Origin of the sequence: Nocardia sp. NPDC049149, from assembly GCF_043197455.1 — a bacterium.
In the GTDB taxonomy this organism is placed as follows: domain Bacteria; phylum Actinomycetota; class Actinomycetes; order Mycobacteriales; family Mycobacteriaceae; genus Nocardia.
In genome coordinates this window covers 131,388-149,814 of record NZ_JBICTD010000001.1, presented here as the reverse complement: position 1 = coordinate 149,814, position 18,427 = coordinate 131,388, and the positions used below count along the sequence as shown (strand labels likewise).

Annotated in this window: 21 protein-coding genes; 10 read left to right on the top strand and 11 right to left on the bottom strand. The window is 68.4% G+C overall.

The features are described from left to right. The first annotated feature begins 10 nt into the window (after positions 1–10). The 3 genes from ACGFNJ_RS00740 to ACGFNJ_RS00730 all read left to right on the top strand — a co-directional run bounded on the left by ACGFNJ_RS00740 (position 11) and on the right by ACGFNJ_RS00730 (position 1,271). Positions 11–232: a hypothetical protein gene (locus ACGFNJ_RS00740; protein WP_069160603.1), complete on the top strand. Its 222-nt coding sequence runs from the start codon at positions 11–13 to the stop codon at positions 230–232. Next, a complete protein-coding gene (locus ACGFNJ_RS00735; protein ID WP_393441915.1) occupies positions 232–810 on the top strand; it encodes a Clp protease N-terminal domain-containing protein in 579 nt (192 codons plus the stop codon). The genes ACGFNJ_RS00740 and ACGFNJ_RS00735 overlap by 1 nt, the downstream gene beginning before the upstream one ends. Positions 811–887: 77 nt before the next feature. Then, on the top strand, positions 888–1,271 hold the full coding sequence (locus ACGFNJ_RS00730; RefSeq protein ID WP_393441913.1) for a phage holin family protein: 384 nt from the start codon (positions 888–890) through the stop codon (positions 1,269–1,271). On the opposite strand, the gene ACGFNJ_RS00725 is transcribed toward ACGFNJ_RS00730, so the two are convergent. Further along, positions 1,268–2,140 (bottom strand): 1,4-dihydroxy-2-naphthoate polyprenyltransferase, encoded by an 873-nt coding sequence (locus tag ACGFNJ_RS00725; RefSeq protein ID WP_393441911.1) that lies wholly within the window; start codon positions 2,138–2,140, stop codon positions 1,268–1,270. The two genes, ACGFNJ_RS00730 and ACGFNJ_RS00725, sit on opposite strands and share 4 nt — an antisense overlap. 51 nt (positions 2,141–2,191) lie before the next feature. Then, complete coding sequence (locus ACGFNJ_RS00720) at positions 2,192–2,659, bottom strand: SRPBCC family protein (protein ID WP_393441908.1); 468 nt, start codon at positions 2,657–2,659, stop codon at positions 2,192–2,194. Between the two features lie 44 nt (positions 2,660–2,703). Between ACGFNJ_RS00720 and ACGFNJ_RS00715 the strand changes: the two genes are divergently transcribed. Then, complete coding sequence (locus tag ACGFNJ_RS00715; protein ID WP_393441906.1) at positions 2,704–6,090, top strand: BTAD domain-containing putative transcriptional regulator; 3,387 nt, start codon at positions 2,704–2,706, stop codon at positions 6,088–6,090. 85 nt (positions 6,091–6,175) lie between these two features. Here ACGFNJ_RS00715 and ACGFNJ_RS00710 read toward each other — a convergent pair whose 3' ends face one another. From ACGFNJ_RS00710 to ACGFNJ_RS00690, 5 genes are all read right to left on the bottom strand, one after another. After that, a complete protein-coding gene (locus ACGFNJ_RS00710) occupies positions 6,176–7,015 on the bottom strand; it encodes an ABC transporter permease (RefSeq protein WP_393441904.1) in 840 nt (279 codons plus the stop codon). Further along, complete coding sequence (locus ACGFNJ_RS00705; protein WP_393441901.1) at positions 7,012–8,001, bottom strand: ATP-binding cassette domain-containing protein; 990 nt, start codon at positions 7,999–8,001, stop codon at positions 7,012–7,014. The genes ACGFNJ_RS00710 and ACGFNJ_RS00705 overlap by 4 nt, the downstream gene beginning before the upstream one ends. Positions 8,002–8,070: 69 nt before the next feature. Next, entirely contained in the window at positions 8,071–9,204 is a 1,134-nt protein-coding gene (gene menE, locus ACGFNJ_RS00700; RefSeq protein ID WP_393443676.1) for an o-succinylbenzoate--CoA ligase, read from the bottom strand. Positions 9,205–9,616: 412 nt separating this feature from the next. After that, the gene (locus tag ACGFNJ_RS00695) at positions 9,617–9,997 is read right to left on the bottom strand and encodes a VOC family protein (RefSeq protein WP_393441899.1); all 381 of its coding nucleotides are present in this window, start codon (positions 9,995–9,997) and stop codon (positions 9,617–9,619) included. Between the two features lies 1 nt (position 9,998). Beyond that, positions 9,999–10,892: a 1,4-dihydroxy-2-naphthoyl-CoA synthase gene (locus ACGFNJ_RS00690; RefSeq protein WP_393441897.1), complete on the bottom strand. Its 894-nt coding sequence runs from the start codon at positions 10,890–10,892 to the stop codon at positions 9,999–10,001. Positions 10,893–11,132: 240 nt separating this feature from the next. Between ACGFNJ_RS00690 and ACGFNJ_RS00685 the strand changes: the two genes are divergently transcribed. The 3 genes from ACGFNJ_RS00685 (at position 11,133) to menD (ending at position 14,114) form a co-directional block, all read left to right on the top strand. Next, entirely contained in the window at positions 11,133–11,777 is a 645-nt protein-coding gene (locus ACGFNJ_RS00685) for a PaaI family thioesterase (RefSeq protein ID WP_393443674.1), read from the top strand. An 85-nt stretch (positions 11,778–11,862) separates the two neighbouring features. Continuing rightward, positions 11,863–12,309, top strand: a complete 447-nt coding sequence (locus ACGFNJ_RS00680) for a DUF6918 family protein (protein ID WP_069160593.1) — start codon at positions 11,863–11,865, stop codon at positions 12,307–12,309. A gap of 161 nt (positions 12,310–12,470) precedes the next feature. Next, complete coding sequence (gene menD, locus ACGFNJ_RS00675; RefSeq protein ID WP_393441895.1) at positions 12,471–14,114, top strand: 2-succinyl-5-enolpyruvyl-6-hydroxy-3-cyclohexene-1-carboxylic-acid synthase; 1,644 nt, start codon at positions 12,471–12,473, stop codon at positions 14,112–14,114. A gap of 47 nt (positions 14,115–14,161) precedes the next feature. Here menD and ACGFNJ_RS00670 read toward each other — a convergent pair whose 3' ends face one another. Both ACGFNJ_RS00670 and ACGFNJ_RS00665 read right to left on the bottom strand, forming a co-directional pair. Beyond that, positions 14,162–14,401: a hypothetical protein gene (locus tag ACGFNJ_RS00670; RefSeq protein WP_393441893.1), complete on the bottom strand. Its 240-nt coding sequence runs from the start codon at positions 14,399–14,401 to the stop codon at positions 14,162–14,164. Between the two features lie 141 nt (positions 14,402–14,542). Next, a complete protein-coding gene (locus tag ACGFNJ_RS00665) occupies positions 14,543–14,779 on the bottom strand; it encodes a hypothetical protein (RefSeq protein WP_069160590.1) in 237 nt (78 codons plus the stop codon). 172 nt (positions 14,780–14,951) lie between these two features. On the opposite strand from ACGFNJ_RS00665, the gene ACGFNJ_RS00660 reads away from it, so the two are divergent. Further along, positions 14,952–15,530 (top strand): TIGR03086 family metal-binding protein, encoded by a 579-nt coding sequence (locus ACGFNJ_RS00660; protein WP_393441891.1) that lies wholly within the window; start codon positions 14,952–14,954, stop codon positions 15,528–15,530. Between the two features lie 30 nt (positions 15,531–15,560). Here ACGFNJ_RS00660 and ACGFNJ_RS00655 read toward each other — a convergent pair whose 3' ends face one another. Further along, positions 15,561–16,058: an SgcJ/EcaC family oxidoreductase gene (locus ACGFNJ_RS00655; protein WP_393441889.1), complete on the bottom strand. Its 498-nt coding sequence runs from the start codon at positions 16,056–16,058 to the stop codon at positions 15,561–15,563. Between the two features lie 62 nt (positions 16,059–16,120). Here ACGFNJ_RS00655 and ACGFNJ_RS00650 point away from each other — a divergent pair, with 62 nt between their 5' ends. Further along, positions 16,121–16,579: a MarR family winged helix-turn-helix transcriptional regulator gene (locus ACGFNJ_RS00650; protein ID WP_393441887.1), complete on the top strand. Its 459-nt coding sequence runs from the start codon at positions 16,121–16,123 to the stop codon at positions 16,577–16,579. A 73-nt stretch (positions 16,580–16,652) separates the two neighbouring features. Here the strand turns inward: ACGFNJ_RS00650 and ACGFNJ_RS00645 are convergent, their stop codons facing one another. Next, positions 16,653–17,276, bottom strand: a complete 624-nt coding sequence (locus ACGFNJ_RS00645) for a TetR-like C-terminal domain-containing protein (RefSeq protein WP_393441885.1) — start codon at positions 17,274–17,276, stop codon at positions 16,653–16,655. 83 nt (positions 17,277–17,359) lie between these two features. Between ACGFNJ_RS00645 and ACGFNJ_RS00640 the strand changes: the two genes are divergently transcribed. Continuing rightward, on the top strand, positions 17,360–18,394 hold the full coding sequence (locus tag ACGFNJ_RS00640; protein WP_393441883.1) for an aldo/keto reductase: 1,035 nt from the start codon (positions 17,360–17,362) through the stop codon (positions 18,392–18,394). Positions 18,395–18,427: the final 33 nt, after the last annotated feature.

Here is an 18,427-nt window from a genome sequence, read left to right as displayed (position 1 = left end):
AATTGACGACATGACTGAAGCAACCACTCTGGCGGCCGCCGCGGGCAGCCCCGACCCCAAGGTCGGGTTGCGCGCGGTACTCGCCCTGCGGCGGCTGCTCGAACGACTCGAAGCGATCCAGGTCGGCAATGCCCGAGAACAGGGCTGGTCCTGGCAGATGATCGCGGAGGCGCTCGAGGTCAGCAAGCAGGCGGTCCACCAGAAGTACAACCGGAGAGGCAGGGACCGCTGATGTTCGAACGGTTCACCAAGTCGGCGAAGACGGCGATCGTCACCGCCCAGGAAGACGCCCGCGAATTGGGTTCGTCATCAATCAATGTCGAGCACGTGCTGCTCGGTGTGCTCGCGCACAGCGACGCGGACCTGAAGGCACTGCTCGCGGCGGAAGGTCTCACCTACGAAGGGGTCATGGCCACGCTGGCGCCGCAGGCCAAGAGCGAACCGCTCGGCGAAGAGGACGCCGAGGCGTTGCGGTCGATCGGCATCGACCTCGACGCCGTGCGCGAATCGCTGGAGGCCACCTTCGGCGAGGACGCCCTCGAGCGCGCGATACCGGAGGAACGGCGCGGCCCGTTCGGCTGGGGACGCGTCGCCGTCGGCCACATCCCGTTCAGCAAGGACGCGAAGAAGGTGCTCGAGCTGTCCTTGCGCGAGGCGTTGGGCCGCAAGGACAAGACCATCGAGTCCGGCCACGTGCTGCTCGGCATCCTGCGCGCCCCCAATCAGACCACGGTGCGGCTGTTCGGCGGCTCCGGCCACGTGCACGACCTGCGCCCCAAGGTGCACGCCCTGCTCGACCGTGCCGCCTGACCTGCCGGACGGGTGCGGTCACCAGGTTTCGCGTTTTGGGACCGCACTTGTCCGGCTCCCCGCCTTAGCATGGGCGCATGCAGCTTCTGATTCGGTTGATCATCAACGCGGTGGCCATCTGGCTGGCCGCCGCCTGGGTCGACAAGATCGACATCATCAGTCCGGCAGACAACGGCAACATGGGCAAGATCCTGGTGCTGCTGGCCGTCGCCGCGGTGTTCACGGTGGTGAACGCCCTGGTCAAGCCGATCATCAAGCTGCTGTCACTGCCGCTGGTGATCGTCTCGCTCGGCCTGTTCCTGCTGGTGATCAACGCGCTCATGCTGTGGCTGACCGCGAAGATCACCGAGACCACCGACTACGGGCTCCGCGTCGAGGGCTTCTGGGCCGCGGTGATCGGTGGCGTCATCGTCTCGATCGTGAACTGGGTGCTCGGCGTCCTGGTCCGCGACGACGACTAAGAACCGAAGCCCACTGCCAACGCGGTGAGCAGCGACCAGGCGAGCATGGCGAGGCCGGAATCGCGCAGGGCGGGAATGAGTTCCAGGCCGCCCTTGCCGGAGCGAACCGGCGCGTTGGCGCGCACGGCCAACGGGATGGCGAGCAGGCCGACCAGCGCGAACGGCGTGCGCGCCACCAGCGCCAGCGTGCCGACGAACGGCACCGCGAGCAGGGCGAGCTGCAGGGTCCTGGTCCGGGGGTCGCCGAGTTTGACTGCGAGGGTGACCTTTCCGGACTGGGTGTCGGTCGGGATGTCGCGCAGGTTGTTCGCGACGAGGACCGCGCTGGAGAACGCGCCGACCGACACCGCGAGCACCGCGCCGACCCAGTCGATCCGCTCTGCCTGCACGAACTGGGTGCCGAGCACGCCGACCAGGCCGAAGAACACGAACACCGCGATTTCGCCGAACCCGCTGTAGCCGTAGGGCTTACTGCCGCCGGTGTAGAACCAGGCGCCAGCCAGGCACGCCGCCCCGACGAGCAACAGCCACCACGCCGTCGTCGCGACGAGGATCAGCCCGATCACCGCGGCAAGGCCGAGGCTCAGGATCGCGGCATTGCGGACCGCGGCGGCCGAGGCCAGCTGCTGCCCGACCAACCGCACCGGGCCGACGCGTACGTCATCGGTGCCGCGGATGCCGTCGGAGTAGTCGTTGGCGAAGTTGACGCCGACGATCAGGGTCAGCGAAACCAGCAGCGCGAGAGCGGCTTTCCACCACACCGCGGCGTCGAGCCCGGCTGCGGCGCCGGTTCCGGCCAGCACAGGGGCGATTGCATTCGGCAGAGTGCGTGGGCGCGCGCCCTCGATCCATTGTGCTGCAGTAGCCATTCCCGCAGCATAGTGTCGCGGCCTGACGAAGGCCGCGCGCCGTCCGCGCGCTCAGGCCCCGTTGGCCTCGGCGACCGCTTTCAGCCTGGCCAGCCCCTTCTCGAAATCCTTACCGACGATCCGATCCGTCGGGAAGATCTTCGAGAGCACCTTCATCAGGCCCTGCTGCTCGCCGGTCATCCGCCAGACCACCTCGGTGGCGCCGGATTCGGTCGGATTCAGCTCGAACCGCACCTGATTGGTGGCCTTCCACGGCCGCTCGAAGATCAGCCGGATGCCGATCTCCCGATCGGCGCTGGCGACGACCTCCATGTTGCCCGCGCCGACCTTGCGGTCACCGGTCCAGGCGTACTTGGCGCCGATCCCCGACTCGGGGCCGGTGTAGGTGCGCTGCAACTGCGGATCGAGATCTTCCCACGGCGACCACTTGGTCCACTCGTGCAAATTGTCGATCAACCCGTGAATACGCGACGGCTCAGCCGAGATGACGGCCTGCCGGACCACTTCGAACTCAGCCATGCGCAACAGCGTAGGCGACCGACCACCGGGAGCGGGGAAAAACCATGTCGGCCCAGCCAGCGATGCTCGCCTACGATTACCGGGGGATGTTGTCTGCTCGGAGCGGCCCGGATGGCCGCGCTCAAGTCTTACGCGCGCCCGCAGGTCAGCCCGTGGTGGTGGCCCTGCTGGGTGAGGTCGCGCTGCGCAAAGACGAGGCGCTGACCGCGCTGCCAGGCACGCGATCTCGCCTGCTGCTCGCTGCGTTGGCATTGCGGCCCGGCCGCAGTCGCAGCGCCCAGGCTCTGATCGATGACGTGTGGGCCGAGCAGCCGCCGCGCGCGCCGATGAACGCGCTGCACACTCAGGTGTCCCGGTTGCGTTCGGCGTTGCCGGACGGTGCGCTGGAAATCGGTCCCGCGGGCTACCGCCTGACGCTGCGGCCCGACCAGGTGGACCTGACGCTCGTCGCCGAACTCGTGCGCTGCGCCCGCGAATGCCAGAGCACCGGTGACCATGGGGGCTGCCTCGACGCGATCGCGCAGGCCCGTGCGCTGTGGCGCGGCGAGCCGGGTGCCGACCTGCCGCCGGGCGAGGTCGCCGACGCGCTGCTCGCCGCGGCGGCGAGCCGACTCACCGAACTGGACGAGCTCGAGCTGGCGGCGCGGGAGTCGATCGGCGATGTCGATGGTGCGCTCCAGGTGGCACGGACCCGGGCCGAGATCAGCCCGCTGGACGAACCGGCGCAGCTCACGCTGATGCGGTTGCTCGCCGCCGCTGGCCGCCCGAACGAGGCGCTGGAATCGTTCGCGACCTTCCGCGCGCTGCTCGCCGAACATCTCGGCGCCGACCCAGGACCGGCGCTCGTCGCGTTGAACACGGCGATCCTGCGCGGCGAATCCGTCGGCCAGAGCGAGGGATCCGCGATCGCCGCGCCGAAAACACCATCGGGCAACGGATCATCCGACACTGCGGTCGAATTCGTCATGCCATCGGCGATCGGGTTGCGCGCCGCGCCCAACGCCCTGCTCGGTCGCGCGGACGATCTGACCGCGCTCGACGAACTGCTGCGCGTCTCGCGGGTGACCACCATTCTCGGCCCCGGCGGCACCGGAAAGACCAGGGTGGCCAACGAAGTCGGCGCCCGTACGGCAGGCGGACGCCCGGTGGTCCTGGTGGAACTTGCGTCGGTGCGTGCCGACGGCGCCGACGCCAGGAGCGAGGTCGAGGCGGCGATCGGCGCAGTGCTCGGCCTGAGCGATCTACGGACCGACATGGCGGCGTTGCTCGGTCTGCCGAGTGCCGACGTCCGCCAGCGCCTGCGTGACGCCCTCGCCGCGTATCCGATGCTGCTGATCCTCGACAACTGCGAGCACCTGATCGACGCGGTCGCGGTGGTGGTCGCCGATCTGATCGGTGTCGCGGATCGATTGACGGTCCTGACCACCAGCCGAGCGCCACTGATGATCACCGCCGAGGCCGTTTATCCGTTGCCGCCCTTGACCATCGACGCGGCCGGATCGCCCGCGACCGAGTTGTTCGCGGCCCGCGCCCGCGCGGTGCGGCCAGGAGTCCGGCTCGATCCGGAGGTCGTCGCCCAGCTGTGTCACACGCTGGACGGACTGCCGCTGGCCATCGAATTGGCCGCCGCGCGCGTCCGGGTGATGAGCGTCGAGGAGATCAACCGGCGGCTCACCGATCGGTTCGCGCTGTTGCGCCACGGCGATCGCAGTTCGCCGGAGCGGCACCGCACCTTGCATGCGGTGATCGACTGGAGCTGGAATCTGCTCGATACCTCGCAGCAAGTCGCATTGCGCCGATTGTGCCGATTCCCAGCGGGTTTCACGCTGTCCTCGGCGGAGGCGGCCGCGCGGGGCGTCGAGGTCGACGATGTCGCAACGGCGGTGGACGGATTGGTGAACCAGTCGCTGCTCACCGTGCTCGACGACGCGAAACTCGGTACCAGGTACCGCATGCTGGAGACGGTGCGGGAATACGGCGAGGAACAGTTGTCCCGCTTGCCCGGCGAAGCCGACCTGGTCGAAGAACGAATGATGGTGTGGGCCAGGGACTATGCCATCGATGCCGAGCGGCGGTACCGCAGCGGCGACCAGGAGTCGCTGGCCTCCTCGGTCGCGGCTGAGCTGGACAATCTCCTTGCGGCACTGCGTTATGCGCTCGATCGGGGGCACGCGGGCATCGCGTACACGGTGTTCCCGGTCGTCTCCGGGCTGTGGATGATGCGCGGCGCCCACGCCGAAGTGGTCGCCTGGGTGCCGCGGATCGCGGAGCTGCATCCGGAAGACAGTGGCCAGGATGCGCCGCCTGCCGACCTGATGTTGGCGAGTCTGCAGACGATGTTCATGCACGTGGCTTTCAGCCGGGGTAGCGCGCGCGACATGGCCCGGTTGCGCACTCGCGTGCGTCGATTGCTGCGCAACCGAACCGATCTCTCGGCGCTGAATCGTTTCATCGCAAGCATCATCCTCACGCGGTCCGACGGTTCGGGGCTGGCGCGCCTGATCGCGCACGCCGTCCGCTCCGCTGACCTCGAAACCCGGGCCGCCGCATTGCTGTTGCGCGCGAACATCCGGGAAAATCTCGGCGATGTGCGTGGTTCGACGGTGGACGCTGTCCGCGCGCTCGAGCTCTTCGACGAGGAGAACGTCTGGAGCGTTGCCATGGTGGCCAGGCACCTCGGCCAGGTGTACGGGCAGATGGCCGAATACGCGAACGCGATAGCGCACTACCGGCGTGCGCTCGAGATGCTGCAGCGATTGGGCGCGTACGAGGACACCGTCGAGACCCGCGGCATGCTGATCGCCGCACTCGTCGGCACAGGCGACCTCACGGCCGCCGAGCACGAGCTGCAGATCGCGCTCGGTTCCTCCGACCTCGATCATCTACCGGCCACGCAGAACAATCTGCTCGGCACCGTGCTGCACAGCGCCGCCGAAATAGCCTTGGCCCGAGGCGATATCGAAGAGGGGTTCGACCGCTACCAGCAGTCGCTTGCGCTGCACGGCTGGCCGCGCGACAACGATCCGGGGATGCAGATGGTCGGCGCCTCCGTGCTGGCCGCGCGGGTGCTGCACGGCGCGGCGGACGGCGCGGACGAGCTGGTCAAGCAGCTGCTCGAACGCGCGCTGCAGACGATGGCGCAGTTCCTGGATCTGCCGCAGATCGGTGGCATCGCCTGTGCGCTCGGCTCGTATCTGGTTGTCACCGAGCCGGATCCGGCGCGCGGCCTCGAGTTGCTTGCGCTGGCGCCGAATGTCCTGTGCCGCCAGGACTTCCCGTCGATGCGCTGGAGCTCGCACGCCGAGTTCGTCGACCGGCTGCTCGGCAAGGAACAGTTGGCGGCCGCCAGAGCGGCGGCGGGCGGCCTGCGCCGGATGGAATCGGCCCGCCGAATCATGACCATCGTTGGGGAACTGAACGACGAACGCTGACAATCGAAGTGCAGCGGCACTGAACGGCGCAACGCCGGACGACACTGTGTCGTCCGGCGTTGCGCCCCTCATCGGTTGTCGGTCGTCATGCCCTGCGCATGTACGCCCGCAGCGCCAACGGTGCGAAGACCGCGATCACCGCGACCGAGCCGACCAGCGACCAGACCAGGTTGCTGGTGTAGGCGTTGTTGTTCATCAGCTCTCGTGCCGCGTTCACCATGTAGTAGATGGGGTTCGCGTGGTTGATCCCCTGCAGCCAGCCCGGCATGGTCGACACCGGAACGAACGCGCCGGACATGAACGTCAGCGGGAACATGATCATCATCGAAATGCCTTGCACGCCTGCGGCGCTCTTGCCGGTCACGCCGACGAGAGCCCAGATCCAGCTGACCGCGAACGAGCAGAAGATGATCACCAGTCCGGCGACGACGACACCGGCGAACCCGCCCTCGGGTCGGTAGCCGAGGATCAGTCCGACGACAACGGTGAGCACCGTGGCCAGCGTGTAGCGCACCACATCGGCGAGCAACGCACCCGACAGCGCCGAAATGCGGGCGATCGGCAGGGATTTGAACCGATCGAAGACGCCCTTGTCCATGTCCTCACGCAGCTGGGTGCCGGTGACGACCGAGGTGAGAACCACCGTCTGCACCATGATGCCCGGGATCAGCAGCGGCAGATAGTCGTGCACGCTGTGCGAGATCGCGCCGCCGAAGAGGTAGGCGAACAGGGCGGTGAACAGGATCGGCTGCACCGTCACATCGAAGAGCTGTTCGGGGTTGTGCTTGAGTTTCAGCAGCCCGCGGTAGGCCATGGTGAACGAGTTCGCCACGGTCTTGGCGACCCCGATGTGGTTGCTGACCTCGGGAATGGTGGCGGGTGCCGCGTGGCGCGCCGCCGGGGTGGTGGCGGTGATGGTCGTCATGCCGCACTCCGTTCGGAATCGTTGTCGTCGTCGGCCGGTCGGCCGGTGATGGTGAGGAATACTTCGTCGAGGCTCGGCTTACTGACGGTGATCTCGTCGATCCCGATCTCCCACTCGCGCAAGCGGATCAGCAGATCGGCGGTCATGCCCGCGTCCTGCAGCGGCGCGGTGAGCCTGCCTGCCTCCGGGGTGATCGAGGCGTCGGTGCCGAGGAAGTCGCTGACGATGCGCCGCGCCTCGTCGAGCTGGGCGCGGTCGACCAGGGTCAGGTGCAGCGAGGAGCCGCCGACCGAGGCCTTGAGCTCGTCGGCGGTGCCGTCGGCGATCACCTTGCCGTGGTCGATCACCGCGATGCGGTCGGCAAGCTGATCGGCCTCGTCGAGGTACTGGGTGGTGAGCAGGACCGTCGCGCCCTCGCGGACCAGCCTGCGGATGGTTTCCCACATCTGGGCGCGGGTGCGCGGATCGAGGCCGGTGGTCGGTTCATCGAGGAACAGCAGCGGCGGGGTCGCGATCAGGCTGGCCGCCAGATCGAGGCGCCTGCGCATGCCGCCGGAGAAGTTCTTCAGCGGCTTGTCGGCCGCCTCGGTGAGGTCGAATTCCTCGAGCAGCTCGACGGCCTTACGCCGGGAGTCGATCCGGCTCAGGCCGAGCAGGCGGGAGAAGAGGACCAGGTTCTCGGTGGCCGAGAGATCCTCGTCCACGGTGGCGTACTGGCCGGTGACGCCGACCAGCGAGCGGACCGCGGTCGGTTCGGCGACCACGTCGTGGCCGAAGATGCGGGCACTGCCCGCGTCCGGGCGCAAGAGCGTGGCCAGCATGCGGATGGTGGTGGTCTTGCCCGCGCCGTTCGGTCCGAGCACGCCGTACACGGAGCCCTGCGGCACCGCCAGGCTCACACCGTCGACGGCGCGCTGTTCCCCGAACACCTTGACGAGCTCGTTCGCCTCGACGGCGAGCGCTGCGGTTGGTGTGTAAGAAGTCATGACCACAACCTTGCGGCCGAGGTCTTGCACGCCACTTGCACCGCGATGACGTGCCCACTTGCATGGTGGCTAGCTGGTCGAGTCGGCGCGCAAGTGCGCGCGCAGCTTCTCCCTGTCGGGTTTGCCTGGGCCGCGCAGCGGGATCTCGGAGACGAGGGTGAGCTCCCGTGGCGCGGCGATGGCGTCGAGTTCGGCGACGACATGGTCGCGCAGTTCATCGAGGGTCGGGGCGCTGCCGTCGGTGGGCACCACCGCGACGGCGACGCGCTGACCGAGCCGTTCGTCCGGCAGCCCGAGCACCACGACCTCGCGGATGCCGGGATGGGTCATCAGCACGGCCTCGACGACCTGGGGGACCACCAGCAGGCCGCCGGTCATGATGGCTTCGTCCAGCCTGCCGGTGACGCTCAGCTTGCCGTCGACGAAGCTGCCCGCGTCCTCGGTGCGGAACCAGCCCGGCTCGGCGAACGCGGGATGGTCGGGTTGGCCGCGGTAGCCGGAGGCGATCATCGCGCCGCCGATCAGCACCCGGCCGTCTTCGATGCGGATCTCGGTGCCGTCGAGTGGGACGCCGTCGTAGACGCAGCCACCACAGGTCTCGCTCATGCCGTAGGTGCGAACGACGGTGATACCGGCGGCCTTTGCCCGCTCGTACACCGGAAGCGGGGTGGCGGCGCCGCCGACGAGCACGCCGTCCAGTTCGGCGAGCGCGGCCGCGGCGCCAGGTGCGTCGAGCGCCTTGATCAGCTGGGTCGGCACGAGCGCGGTGTAGCGGCGCTCGCCGCGCATGCTCGACACCGCGCCGGCCAGCGCCTCGGGCAGGAAGCCACCCGACACGTCGAGGATGGTCGGCGTCGTGCCTGCCAGGATGCTGCGCAACAGCACCTGAATGCCCGCGATGTGGTGCGTCGGCAATGCCAGCAGCCAGGTGCCGGGCCCGCCGAGTCGCTCGTGGGTTGCGGTGCCGCTGGCCCGCAGCGCGGCGGCACTGAGCATCGCCCCCTTGGGCACGCCGGTGGTGCCGGACGTGGTGACCACGAGTGCGACTTCATCATTGATCGTTTCGCCGGGGGCGAGCGCGTCGCTCAGTCGCCTGGCTTCGCGGCGGTCGCTGGTCGGGATCGGCAGCCAGGCGGGCCCGTTGCCCTCCAACGCTTCTCGCAGATGCGGCAGGACCTCACCAGCGCCGGATCCGCTCGACATCGGCAGCGTGCGAAGGGTGCGGCTCACGACTCCACCTCGCTGGCGCTCGGTTCCTCCGTGCCCAGAGGCGCTGTGCCTTTGGCTCGCTCACTCACGGTAGCGATCGTGTCATGGCCGCGTCGCCGAACGCGGAACGGGTGGTCGGTTTGCTGGGGCGGACCGAGACATGTTCGGCCGCCCCCAGGAAATGGGGCTCAGGTACGCCAGGCATCGAGACTGCGATTCACTCGTCGGACGGGTTACGCACGGTGGCCGGGCCGGACATCGGCGGTCGGGGGCCATCCGAGCGCTATCGTCCTCGTCGGAACAGGCCTTGGCAACTCGGTCCAGACCCGCTAAACCCGTCGTAATCCGTTGTCAGTCGGTTGACCAGCGCTTACCTGCCCGTCCGGCTTCGCAGGGTGCCGTCGCCCTAGCGCTGATCCCTGCGGATCGGATGGTCCGACGGCACCTGGACGAGCACGATCGGCACCCCGTCCGGGTCGCGCACCCACATTTCGATCAGACCCCACGGCTCCTGCACCGGCGGCCGGTCGAGGACAACCCCTTTCACCGCGAGTTCGGCCGCCGCGTCCGCGGCGTCGCGCACCTGCAGCCACAGGGCGCCCTCGAAGGCCGAGGACCGACCGGATCCACCGTGCGCGGCCACCTCGATCAGCGCCTGCCCTGCGAAGAACACCGTGCCGCCCGGATACTCGCGCGCGATCGCCAGCTCGAGCGTGTCGCGGTAGAAGGCGAGCGTCCGTTCGTAGTCGGCGGGCCGCAGGATGACGCGGCTGCTGAGAATGTCCATGTCAGAAGTACCAGGGGTAGGGGGCCCAGTCGGGTGCGCGCTTCTCCAGGAACGCGTCGCGGCCCTCGACGGCCTCGTCGGTCATGTACGCCATCCGTGTCGCCTCGCCCGCGAACAGCTGCTGGCCGACCAGTCCGTCGTCGAGCAGGTTGAACGCGTACTTCAACATGCGTTGCGCCTGCGGGGATTTGCCGTTGATGTCGGCGGTCCACTCCAGCGCGACGTTCTCCAGCTCGGCATGGTCGATGACCTTGTTCACCGCGCCCATCTGGTGCATTTCCTCGGCGGTGTAGGGACGGCCGAGGAAGAAGATCTCGCGGGCGAACTTCTGGCCGACCATCTTCGCGAGGTAGGCGCTGCCGTAGCCGCCGTCGAAGCTGCCGACGTCGGCGTCGGTCTGCTTGAAGCGGGCGTGCTCGCGGCTGGCCAGGGTGAGGTCGCAGACCACGTGCAGGCTGTGCCCGCCGCCCGCGGCCCAGCCGTTCACCAGCGCGATGACCACCTTCGGCATGAACCGGATCAGCCGCTGCACCTCGAGGATGTGCAGCCGGCCCGCGCGGGCCTGATCGACGGTGTCCGCGGTCTCGCCGCTGGCGTACTGGTAGCCGTTGCGGCCGCGGATGCGCTGGTCGCCGCCGGAGCAGAAGGCCCAGCCGCCGTCCTTGGGACTCGGGCCGTTGCCGGTGATGAGCACGGCGCCGACGTCAGGGGTCATCCGCGCGTGGTCGAGCGCCCGATAGAGTTCGTCGACCGTGTGCGGGCGAAACGCGTTGCGCACCTCTGGGCGATCGAAAGCGACACGGACGGTGCCTTGTTCGATGTGCCGGTGGTAGGTGATGTCGGTCAGGTTCTCGAACCCGGGGACGGGCCGCCACAACTTCGGATTGAACGTCACCCCAGTGATTATTGCCCTCGGCCTTCTCTGTGCTGCGCGCACTCTTGCCCTGGCTGGTAACGAGACGTTGGCCGGGCAGGTATGGAGAGGTTGGCCTCGGTGATATCGGGACCATGCCCAGCCGGTAATGAGATGTTGACTTGACGGTGTAAAGCGACGCGATACCGTGCATCTATGGAAAGAGCATCGCGCAGCGATTCGATGAGGGGTGGCGGCCGGGCGGCGGGAGGGCGTGAGCGAGTGAAACCGGTTATCGACCGTAGTGCGGTGGACGAGTCCCGTTATGAGCGCCACGGCGGGTTCCCCAAGGTGTCGCGGGCGAAGATCGGGCCGAACTTCGGGCCGTTCGTCGAGGCGATGCGCACGCTGCAGGATCTCGCCGTCTCCGTGGACGCGCCCGACGACGTCTTCGGCGACGCGCTCGCGCAAGCCGAACAGCTGATCGCCACGCTGGAGCCCTACCGCGCACCCGAGCTCCAAGGCCCGGCAGGCCGTGCCGTCGAATTGCCAGGGCGCGGCAGCCTTTTGCTGCTGCCGTGGCGCGTGCTCGAGGCGGGTCCGGACGGCATCGCGATGACCGGCGAGTTCCGCCGCTTCCATCTCGGCGGCAACGGCGCGGCGCACGGCGGCGTGCTGCCGCTGCTGTTCGACGACTTGCTCGGCATGATCGTGCATTACGCAGGCCGGCCGATCAGCCGCACCGCGTATCTCCATGTGAACTACCGCAAGATCACTCCGTTGGAAACGCCGCTGACTGTTCGAGGTCGTGTCGATCGCATCGAAGGGCGCAAGACGTTCATCACCGCCGAATTGGTCGATGAGCAGGGCAATGTGCTCGCCGATTGTGAAGGACTGATGGTGCAGTTGCTGCCGTGGCAGCCCTGAGCGGGTGAGTGTCGCGACCAGTTGCGATGTCATGCGTATAGTTGCGGCTGCTCGTTCATCGAAACCTATTCCGGAGGACCTGAAAGTGGTTGCAGCACTGTCTGAATCCCTGCTCGACGACGCCAAGCGCCCGGCTTTTCTCGCCGATGCCGTCGAGGTTCTTGATGCCGAGGTATCGGACAAGGGTGGTGCGTCCGGCCTGGCAGTGAAGGGTGGCTACGCGGCGGTCAAGAAGATCAGCCCGTCGATCGTGCCTGATGCCCTGGAGTCGTTGGCGCCCAAACTGGTTGCACAGTTGGACCCGTTCTGGCAGGAATTCACCGCCTCGGGATCCGGCAAGTTCGGCGATCTGCTGGTCGCCAAGTCCGATGAGGTCGCCGAGGCGTTGCTGTCGGTGACCGACGCACGTGCCGATGCCTCAACCCGGCCCGCGCTGAAGAAGGTCTACTCGTCGATGCGTTCCTCGGCGAAGAAGAACGTCATCGAGGCGCTGCCGCGCGTCGGCGATCTGATTCAGAAGCACGCCAACTGAATCGACACCGTGCACGTCGAGCGCGTCGCACATCGAGCGGCCGGCCCCGGCCGCGCTTTTCGATGTGCGGCGCGCTTTGTCGTTTGCCGGGGCAAGCCCGATTGGTCCGGTGTGACCAGGGCGACGCAGCGGGACAGCGCACTGTCTGAGAGGCTGGAGGCGTGAACCCATCGACAGCACAAGCGCAGGTCGTCGTCGACGAACTCGCGCGCGGGGGTGTGCGAGATGTCGTCCTGTGCCCAGGATCGCGGAACGCGCCGCTGGCCTTCGCCTTGCAGGCCGCCGACGCCGCCGGTCGACTGCGGCTGCACATGCGCATCGACGAACGAACCGCTGGCTTCCTCGCCATCGGACTCTCGGTGGCCAGCCGCCTGCCCGTCCCGGTCGTGATGACCTCGGGCACCGCCGTCGCCAATCTCGGCCCTGCCGTGCTCGAGGCCAATTACGCGCGCATCCCGCTGGTGGTGCTCAGCGCCAACCGGCCCTACGAGATGCTCGGATCCGGCGCGAATCAGACCGTCGAACAGTTCGGGCTGTTCGGTAGCCAGGTGCGTGCCACCATCAGCCTCGGCCTCGCCGAGGAGGAGGCGGGCACCGCCGAATGCGCGCCGTACGGACACCAGAACAGCCAGTGGCGCTCGGCCGTGTGTCGGGTGCTCGCCGCCGCGCGCGGCACCCGCTCCGGCAACGCGGGCCCGGTGCATTTCGACATCCCGCTGCGCGAGCCGCTGGTGCCGAACCTCGCGCCTGGCGAGTCGGCCCCCGGCGGCCGCGCGGACGATCAGGCGTGGACCAAAACCCAGTACGCGACGCTGGATGTGCCGCTCGATCTCGACCTCACGCCGGACACCGTTGTCATCTCCGGCCACGGCGCCGGGCTGCGGCCGGAACTCGCGGAGCTGCCCACCGTCGCCGAGCCCACCGCGCCGATGCACGGCCCCGCGCTGCATCCGCTTGCGCTGCCGTTGCTGAAGCCACGCCAGGCCATCATCACCGGCCGCCCGACCCTGCACCGGCAGGTGTCCAAAGTCCTTGCCGATCCGGCGGTTCGGGTCTACGCGTTGACCACCGGTCCGCGCTGGCCCGATGTCTCCGGCAATGTGGTCGGCACCGGAACCAGGGCGGTCACCACCGGTGCGCCCCGGCCGGAGTGGCTGGCGTACTGCCGCGAACTCGACGCGAAGGCGAACGAGGTGGTGCGCGCGGAACTCGACCGGCACCCGAAGCCGACCGGCCTGCACGTGGCCGGGGTCGTGATGAACGCGCTGCGCGAGGGCGATCAACTCCTACTCGGCGCCTCCAACCCGGTCCGTGACGCCGCATTGGTCTCGCATCCGCGGCCGGGCATCCGGGTGCTGTCCAACCGCGGCGTGGCAGGCATCGACGGCACCGTGTCGACCGCCGTCGGCGCCGCGTTGTGGCACGAGGGCCGCACGGTCGCGCTGATCGGCGACCTGACCTTCCTGCACGACGCCTCCGGCCTGCTGATCGGTCCCGGCGAACCGCGCCCCGCCGACCTGACCATCGTGGTGGCCAACGACGACGGCGGCGGCATCTTCGAGCTGCTCGAGCAGGGCGACCCGCAATACGCGGGCGTCTTCGAGCGGGTCTTCGGCACGCCACACGGGATGGATCTGGCCGCGCTGTGCGCCGCCTACCGCATCCCGCACCGGCAGGTCGATCCGGAACAGCTTGCCGTGGAGCTGGCCGGGCACGCGCACGGCATGCGGGTGCTCGAGGTGGCCACCGAACGCTCCAGCTTGCGTGAGCTGCATGCCACGGTGCGCGCGAAGATCAACCCCTGAGCTGAACGGCCCGTTCGGGCGTGCGCATTACTCGGTGCCGCACCGGATCACGCGGGGTCTGGCTCGTCGTCCAGTGGCACCGGAATGGATTGTTCGATCAGATCGGCCGTGTTCGCGTTCCACCCGTCGCGGTCCAGCGCCGCGGCAATCTCGCGGTCGATGCTGTCGTCCTGAACACCCCCGTCGTCCGCATACCCAGCTTCGTTCGGGTATGCGGGCATCGACTGCTCGGCGAGGTCGCCCTCCGGCACCGGATCCAGTTCGCGTGACGTGCTGCGATCAGTCATCGTGTGCTCCTCTCCGCAGTGGCCTCGGTCGACGGCTTACCCGTCGTGGCGCGCCGCAATCGAGGTGAACAACAGTCCGGCACAGTCGAGCATGCGCTCTGCACGGCGCACGGGCAACCCGCCTGCGGCCGCGAGAGCCGGTTACTCGCCGTCGAGTGCTGCCGTGCCGTCGGCGGGAAATTCGACAAGTGCCAGCGTGCGTCCGGCCATGAAGCGCGCGGTGCGCACCGCGGTTCCGGTGCGGGTCACCTCGCTGACTTCGACGACGCCGCGCGCGATGCGTACCTCGACTCGCCGCCCTGCTCGGGTAGCGACCACTTCGTAACTTCTGGAGCCGTCGCCGAAGTCGACGACAATCTCCACACGATCACCCTTCATCTACCAATTCTCCTCTTTTCCAGCGCATTTCGCGGTCACGACTTGGTCGCGGTGGGCGGCCTCCGGCGGGTATCGGACGGCGCCGAACGCGGGCGGACGCCCCCGCGCCGATGAATCCCGGAGCGCGGCGCCGTCTGCACATCTGGAGACGCCCACTCGCTCAGGAGAACCGATGAATCCGGAATTCGACTTCGAACCGGCCGCGACCGCGCTGGAGACCGTGGTCTGTGGCATCAGCGATGAACAGCTCACCGCCGCAACGCCGTGCGCCGACACCACCGTGCGTGATCTGCTCGCCCACGTCATCGATCTGACCGAGGCGTTCCGTCAGGCCGCGACGAAGGAGGCGGTCGGTGGTTCTGTCGCGCCCGACGTCTCGCCGGAGCGTGCGCTCGCCGGCGATTGGCGGGCCCGAATCCCGGCTCAGCTCAAGGCATTGGTCAGCGCGTGGCGTGAGCCCGCGGCCTGGGACGGGATCACCGAGGCGGGCGGCGTGAGCGAGCAGGCCCCGGTGATGGCGATGATCGCGCTCGATGAGGTGGTCGTCCACGCCTGGGATCTGGCCAAGGCGACCGGCCAACCGTTCACCGCGACCGCCGCCGACCTCGCCGTCCTGCTCGACATGCTGAGCACCACCCCACCCGAGGGCACCCCCGGCCTCTTCGGCCCGGTCGTCCCGGTGCCCGCCGAGTCCTCCGCGCTGGAGCGCGTCCTCGCACTCACCGGCCGCAGCCTGCACTGGACGGCGTAGCCGAAACCGCAAGGGCGGCACGATGCCTGGTCAGCGCCTGCCGAGGCCGAGCAGGCGCGCGATGCGGCCAATCAGCTGAGACATGGTGGACGGCAACGACTCCGGTTCCGGCACCGTGACCGGACGCACCCGCCCGTTGTGAATCGCGCTGATGCGCCAGCCTTCCGGCGTGCGCACCAGCACCACCGTCTGCCTGGACAGCCTGCGCTTGGGCAGCCGCGCCCGCCACGGCATCAGCACCGACGCGGTGCCGTGCAGGACGGCCACGTCCTCGGTGAGGTAGCGGACCGACTCCAGCTCACCGACCAGTGCCGAACCCGCCAGCACGCCGCGAAACAGCTTGTCGTGGTTGGCCTGGTGCGCGGCGCGCCCGATCGCGCGGGTGCCGTCGTAGGACACGTAGTCGGAGTCGTCGGTGAACAGCGCGCCGAACGCTGCCGCGTCGTTGTCGGTCCATGCCTGCATGAAGTGTTGGAACAGATCCCGGATCTGCGCGTCGTCGGTCGTGCGGTCGAGGGTGTCGTTCATGGTTGGAGCCGTTCTGTGGTATCGTTTCGATCAACGAAATATACGATAACAGAAAGTTTCGAATGTCGAAAGATGAATCGATCGGGCAGATCGGGCTGCACCTACGGCTGCTCCAGCAGAGCTTCGACACCTTCGACGAGGTGGCGGCCGCGCATCTCGGCCTGAATCGCACCGACCTGCGATGCCTGGATGTGGTGTCGGGGCGTGGGCCGCTGGCGGCGGGGGAGCTCAGCACCGAGCTCAAACTCAGCCCGGCAGCGACCACCACGGTGATCGATCGGCTCGAACGGGCAGGCCTGGTCACTCGGGCTCCGGATCCCGCCAATCGGCGCCGAGTGCTGGTCGCGCCCACCGATGCCGCGCGCGAGGTGGCCGGGGACATCTTCGAACCGGTGGGTCGTGCAGGCGCGCAAGCGCTGTCGCGGTACGACTCCGGGCAGCTCGCGCTCATCCTCGACTTCCTGCGCACCGCGTTGCAGGTGCATCGTGCGCAGACCGATCAGCTCGCCGCGCGGCGGTGAGTGGGCGGACGATGTGGTCCCGTTGGATCGCTGCCGCGGGCTGAAGTCGAGCTGAGAACGGCTTCTGGGTCGGCTAAGTCGTTGTGGGGGTGACGAATATGCCTGCGGTGACTGCGTTTACGGCGGCACGGGCGGCGGTGGTCGCGGCGGCCTCGTCGATGGGATCACCGCTGGCCAGTAGGCGGTAGTAGAGCGGGGCGGAGACCGCGGACAGGACAGCGCGCGCGTCGGTGCCTGCGGGCGCCTCGCCGCGTTCGATGGCCCGCTCGACGCAGATCGACCATTCGGTGAGGCGGATGTCGTAGAACCGGCGCAACGCGGCGGCGGCGGCTTCGTCGCAGGTGGCGGCCGCGATGACGGCCTGAAAGAGCTTGCCCTGGCGTGGGTTTGCCAATGTTTCGGCGACCAGGCGGGCGTTGGCGGTGAGGTCGCCGAGCAGTGAGCCGGTGTCGGCGTGCGGCAGCGAGCCCTCGGCCATCTCGACCAGGAGGTCGGTGATCAGGCCCGCCGGGTGGCGCCAGCGGCGATAGACGGTGGTCTTGCCGACGGCGGCCGCGGCGGCGACCTCGGCCAGATCGAGCTGGGCGAAGCCGCGTTCGGCCAGCAGATCGCCCGCGGCTTGCAGCACTGCCTCGCGGACCCTGGCCGTGCGTCCGCCGGGGCGGACCGAGCCGGGGACGGCGTCCTCTTCGGTCATAACGGAACTCCAGTTTCGTTTAGCGCCGGAAGCGTGTAATGTTCGACGTGTTAACGGAACTATAGACCCTTTTAGGAGTCATCATGGAGTACCGTCGGCTCGGCGCTTCCGGCCTGCACGTCCCAGCCCTCAGCTTCGGCGCGGGCACCTTCGGCGGACGCGGCGAACTGTTCAGCGCCTGGGGTGACACCGACGCCGAGCAGGCGCGGCGATTGGTCGACATCAGCCTGGAAGCAGGCGTCACCATGTTCGACACCGCCGACGTCTACTCCGACGGCGCCTCGGAAGAAGTACTCGGCGCCGCTATCAAGGGCAGGCGCGATCAGCTGCTCCTTTCGACCAAGGCCTCCCTGCCCACCGGCCCGGGACCCGCACAGGCGGGGTCCGGACGGGCCAGGCTCATCGCCGCGGTGGAGGGCGCGCTGCGCAGGCTCGGCACCGACTACATCGACCTGTTCCAGCTGCACGCCTTCGACGCGGGCACCCCGGTCGAGGAAGTCGTTGCCGCACTGGACGATCTGGTCCGCGCAGGCAAGATCCGCTACCTCGGCGCCTCCAACTTCGCAGGCTGGCAACTGATGAAATCCCTTGCCGCGGCCGACAAGAACGGCCGCACCCGCTACGTCGCCCACCAGGTGTACTACTCGCTCGTCGGCCGCGACTACGAGTGGGAACTGATGCCGCTCGGCCAAGACCAGGGCGTCGGCGCCGTGGTCTGGAGCCCGCTCGGCTGGGGCAGGCTGACCGGCAAAATCCGGCGCGGCCACCCCATTCCGGACGGCAGCCGCCTGCACCAGACCGCCGCCGCAGGCCCGCCGGTCGACGACGAGAAGCTCTACGACGTCGTGGACGTTCTCGACGAGCTTGCCGCGGAGACCGGCAAGACCGTTCCGCAGATCGCCCTCAACTGGCTGCTGCGCCGCCCGACCGTGTCGACCGTCATCGTCGGCGCCCGCAACGAGGAGCAGCTGCGGCAGAACCTCGGCGCGGTCGGCTGGGAGCTCACCGCGGACCAGGTGGCCCGCCTGGACAAGGCGAGTGCGACCACGCCGCCGTACCCCTACTACCCGTACTACCGCCTCGGCGACTTCACCCGGCTCAACCCGCCAGCGGTCTAGTCATCGGGATCGGCGAGACCGTATGCGGTCTCG

Coding starts and splice junctions, on each gene's coding strand:
- ACGFNJ_RS00720 (WP_393441908.1), bottom strand. CDS start 2,659: ATGGCTGAGTTCGAAGTGGTCCGGCAGGCCGTCATCTCGGCTGAGCCG.
- ACGFNJ_RS00715 (WP_393441906.1), top strand. CDS start 2,704: ATGTCGGCCCAGCCAGCGATGCTCGCCTACGATTACCGGGGGATGTTG.
- ACGFNJ_RS00645 (WP_393441885.1), bottom strand. CDS start 17,276: ATGACCGAAGAGGACGCCGTCCCCGGCTCGGTCCGCCCCGGCGGACGC.
- ACGFNJ_RS00725 (WP_393441911.1), bottom strand. CDS start 2,140: ATGGCTACTGCAGCACAATGGATCGAGGGCGCGCGCCCACGCACTCTG.
- menE (WP_393443676.1), bottom strand. CDS start 9,204: ATGTCGAGCGGATCCGGCGCTGGTGAGGTCCTGCCGCATCTGCGAGAA.
- ACGFNJ_RS00640 (WP_393441883.1), top strand. CDS start 17,360: ATGGAGTACCGTCGGCTCGGCGCTTCCGGCCTGCACGTCCCAGCCCTC.
- ACGFNJ_RS00650 (WP_393441887.1), top strand. CDS start 16,121: ATGTCGAAAGATGAATCGATCGGGCAGATCGGGCTGCACCTACGGCTG.
- ACGFNJ_RS00730 (WP_393441913.1), top strand. CDS start 888: ATGCAGCTTCTGATTCGGTTGATCATCAACGCGGTGGCCATCTGGCTG.
- ACGFNJ_RS00735 (WP_393441915.1), top strand. CDS start 232: ATGTTCGAACGGTTCACCAAGTCGGCGAAGACGGCGATCGTCACCGCC.
- ACGFNJ_RS00710 (WP_393441904.1), bottom strand. CDS start 7,015: ATGACGACCATCACCGCCACCACCCCGGCGGCGCGCCACGCGGCACCC.
- ACGFNJ_RS00740 (WP_069160603.1), top strand. CDS start 11: ATGACTGAAGCAACCACTCTGGCGGCCGCCGCGGGCAGCCCCGACCCC.
- ACGFNJ_RS00695 (WP_393441899.1), bottom strand. CDS start 9,997: ATGGACATTCTCAGCAGCCGCGTCATCCTGCGGCCCGCCGACTACGAA.
- ACGFNJ_RS00670 (WP_393441893.1), bottom strand. CDS start 14,401: ATGACTGATCGCAGCACGTCACGCGAACTGGATCCGGTGCCGGAGGGC.
- ACGFNJ_RS00655 (WP_393441889.1), bottom strand. CDS start 16,058: ATGAACGACACCCTCGACCGCACGACCGACGACGCGCAGATCCGGGAT.
- ACGFNJ_RS00705 (WP_393441901.1), bottom strand. CDS start 8,001: ATGACTTCTTACACACCAACCGCAGCGCTCGCCGTCGAGGCGAACGAG.
- ACGFNJ_RS00660 (WP_393441891.1), top strand. CDS start 14,952: ATGAATCCGGAATTCGACTTCGAACCGGCCGCGACCGCGCTGGAGACC.
- ACGFNJ_RS00665 (WP_069160590.1), bottom strand. CDS start 14,779: ATGAAGGGTGATCGTGTGGAGATTGTCGTCGACTTCGGCGACGGCTCC.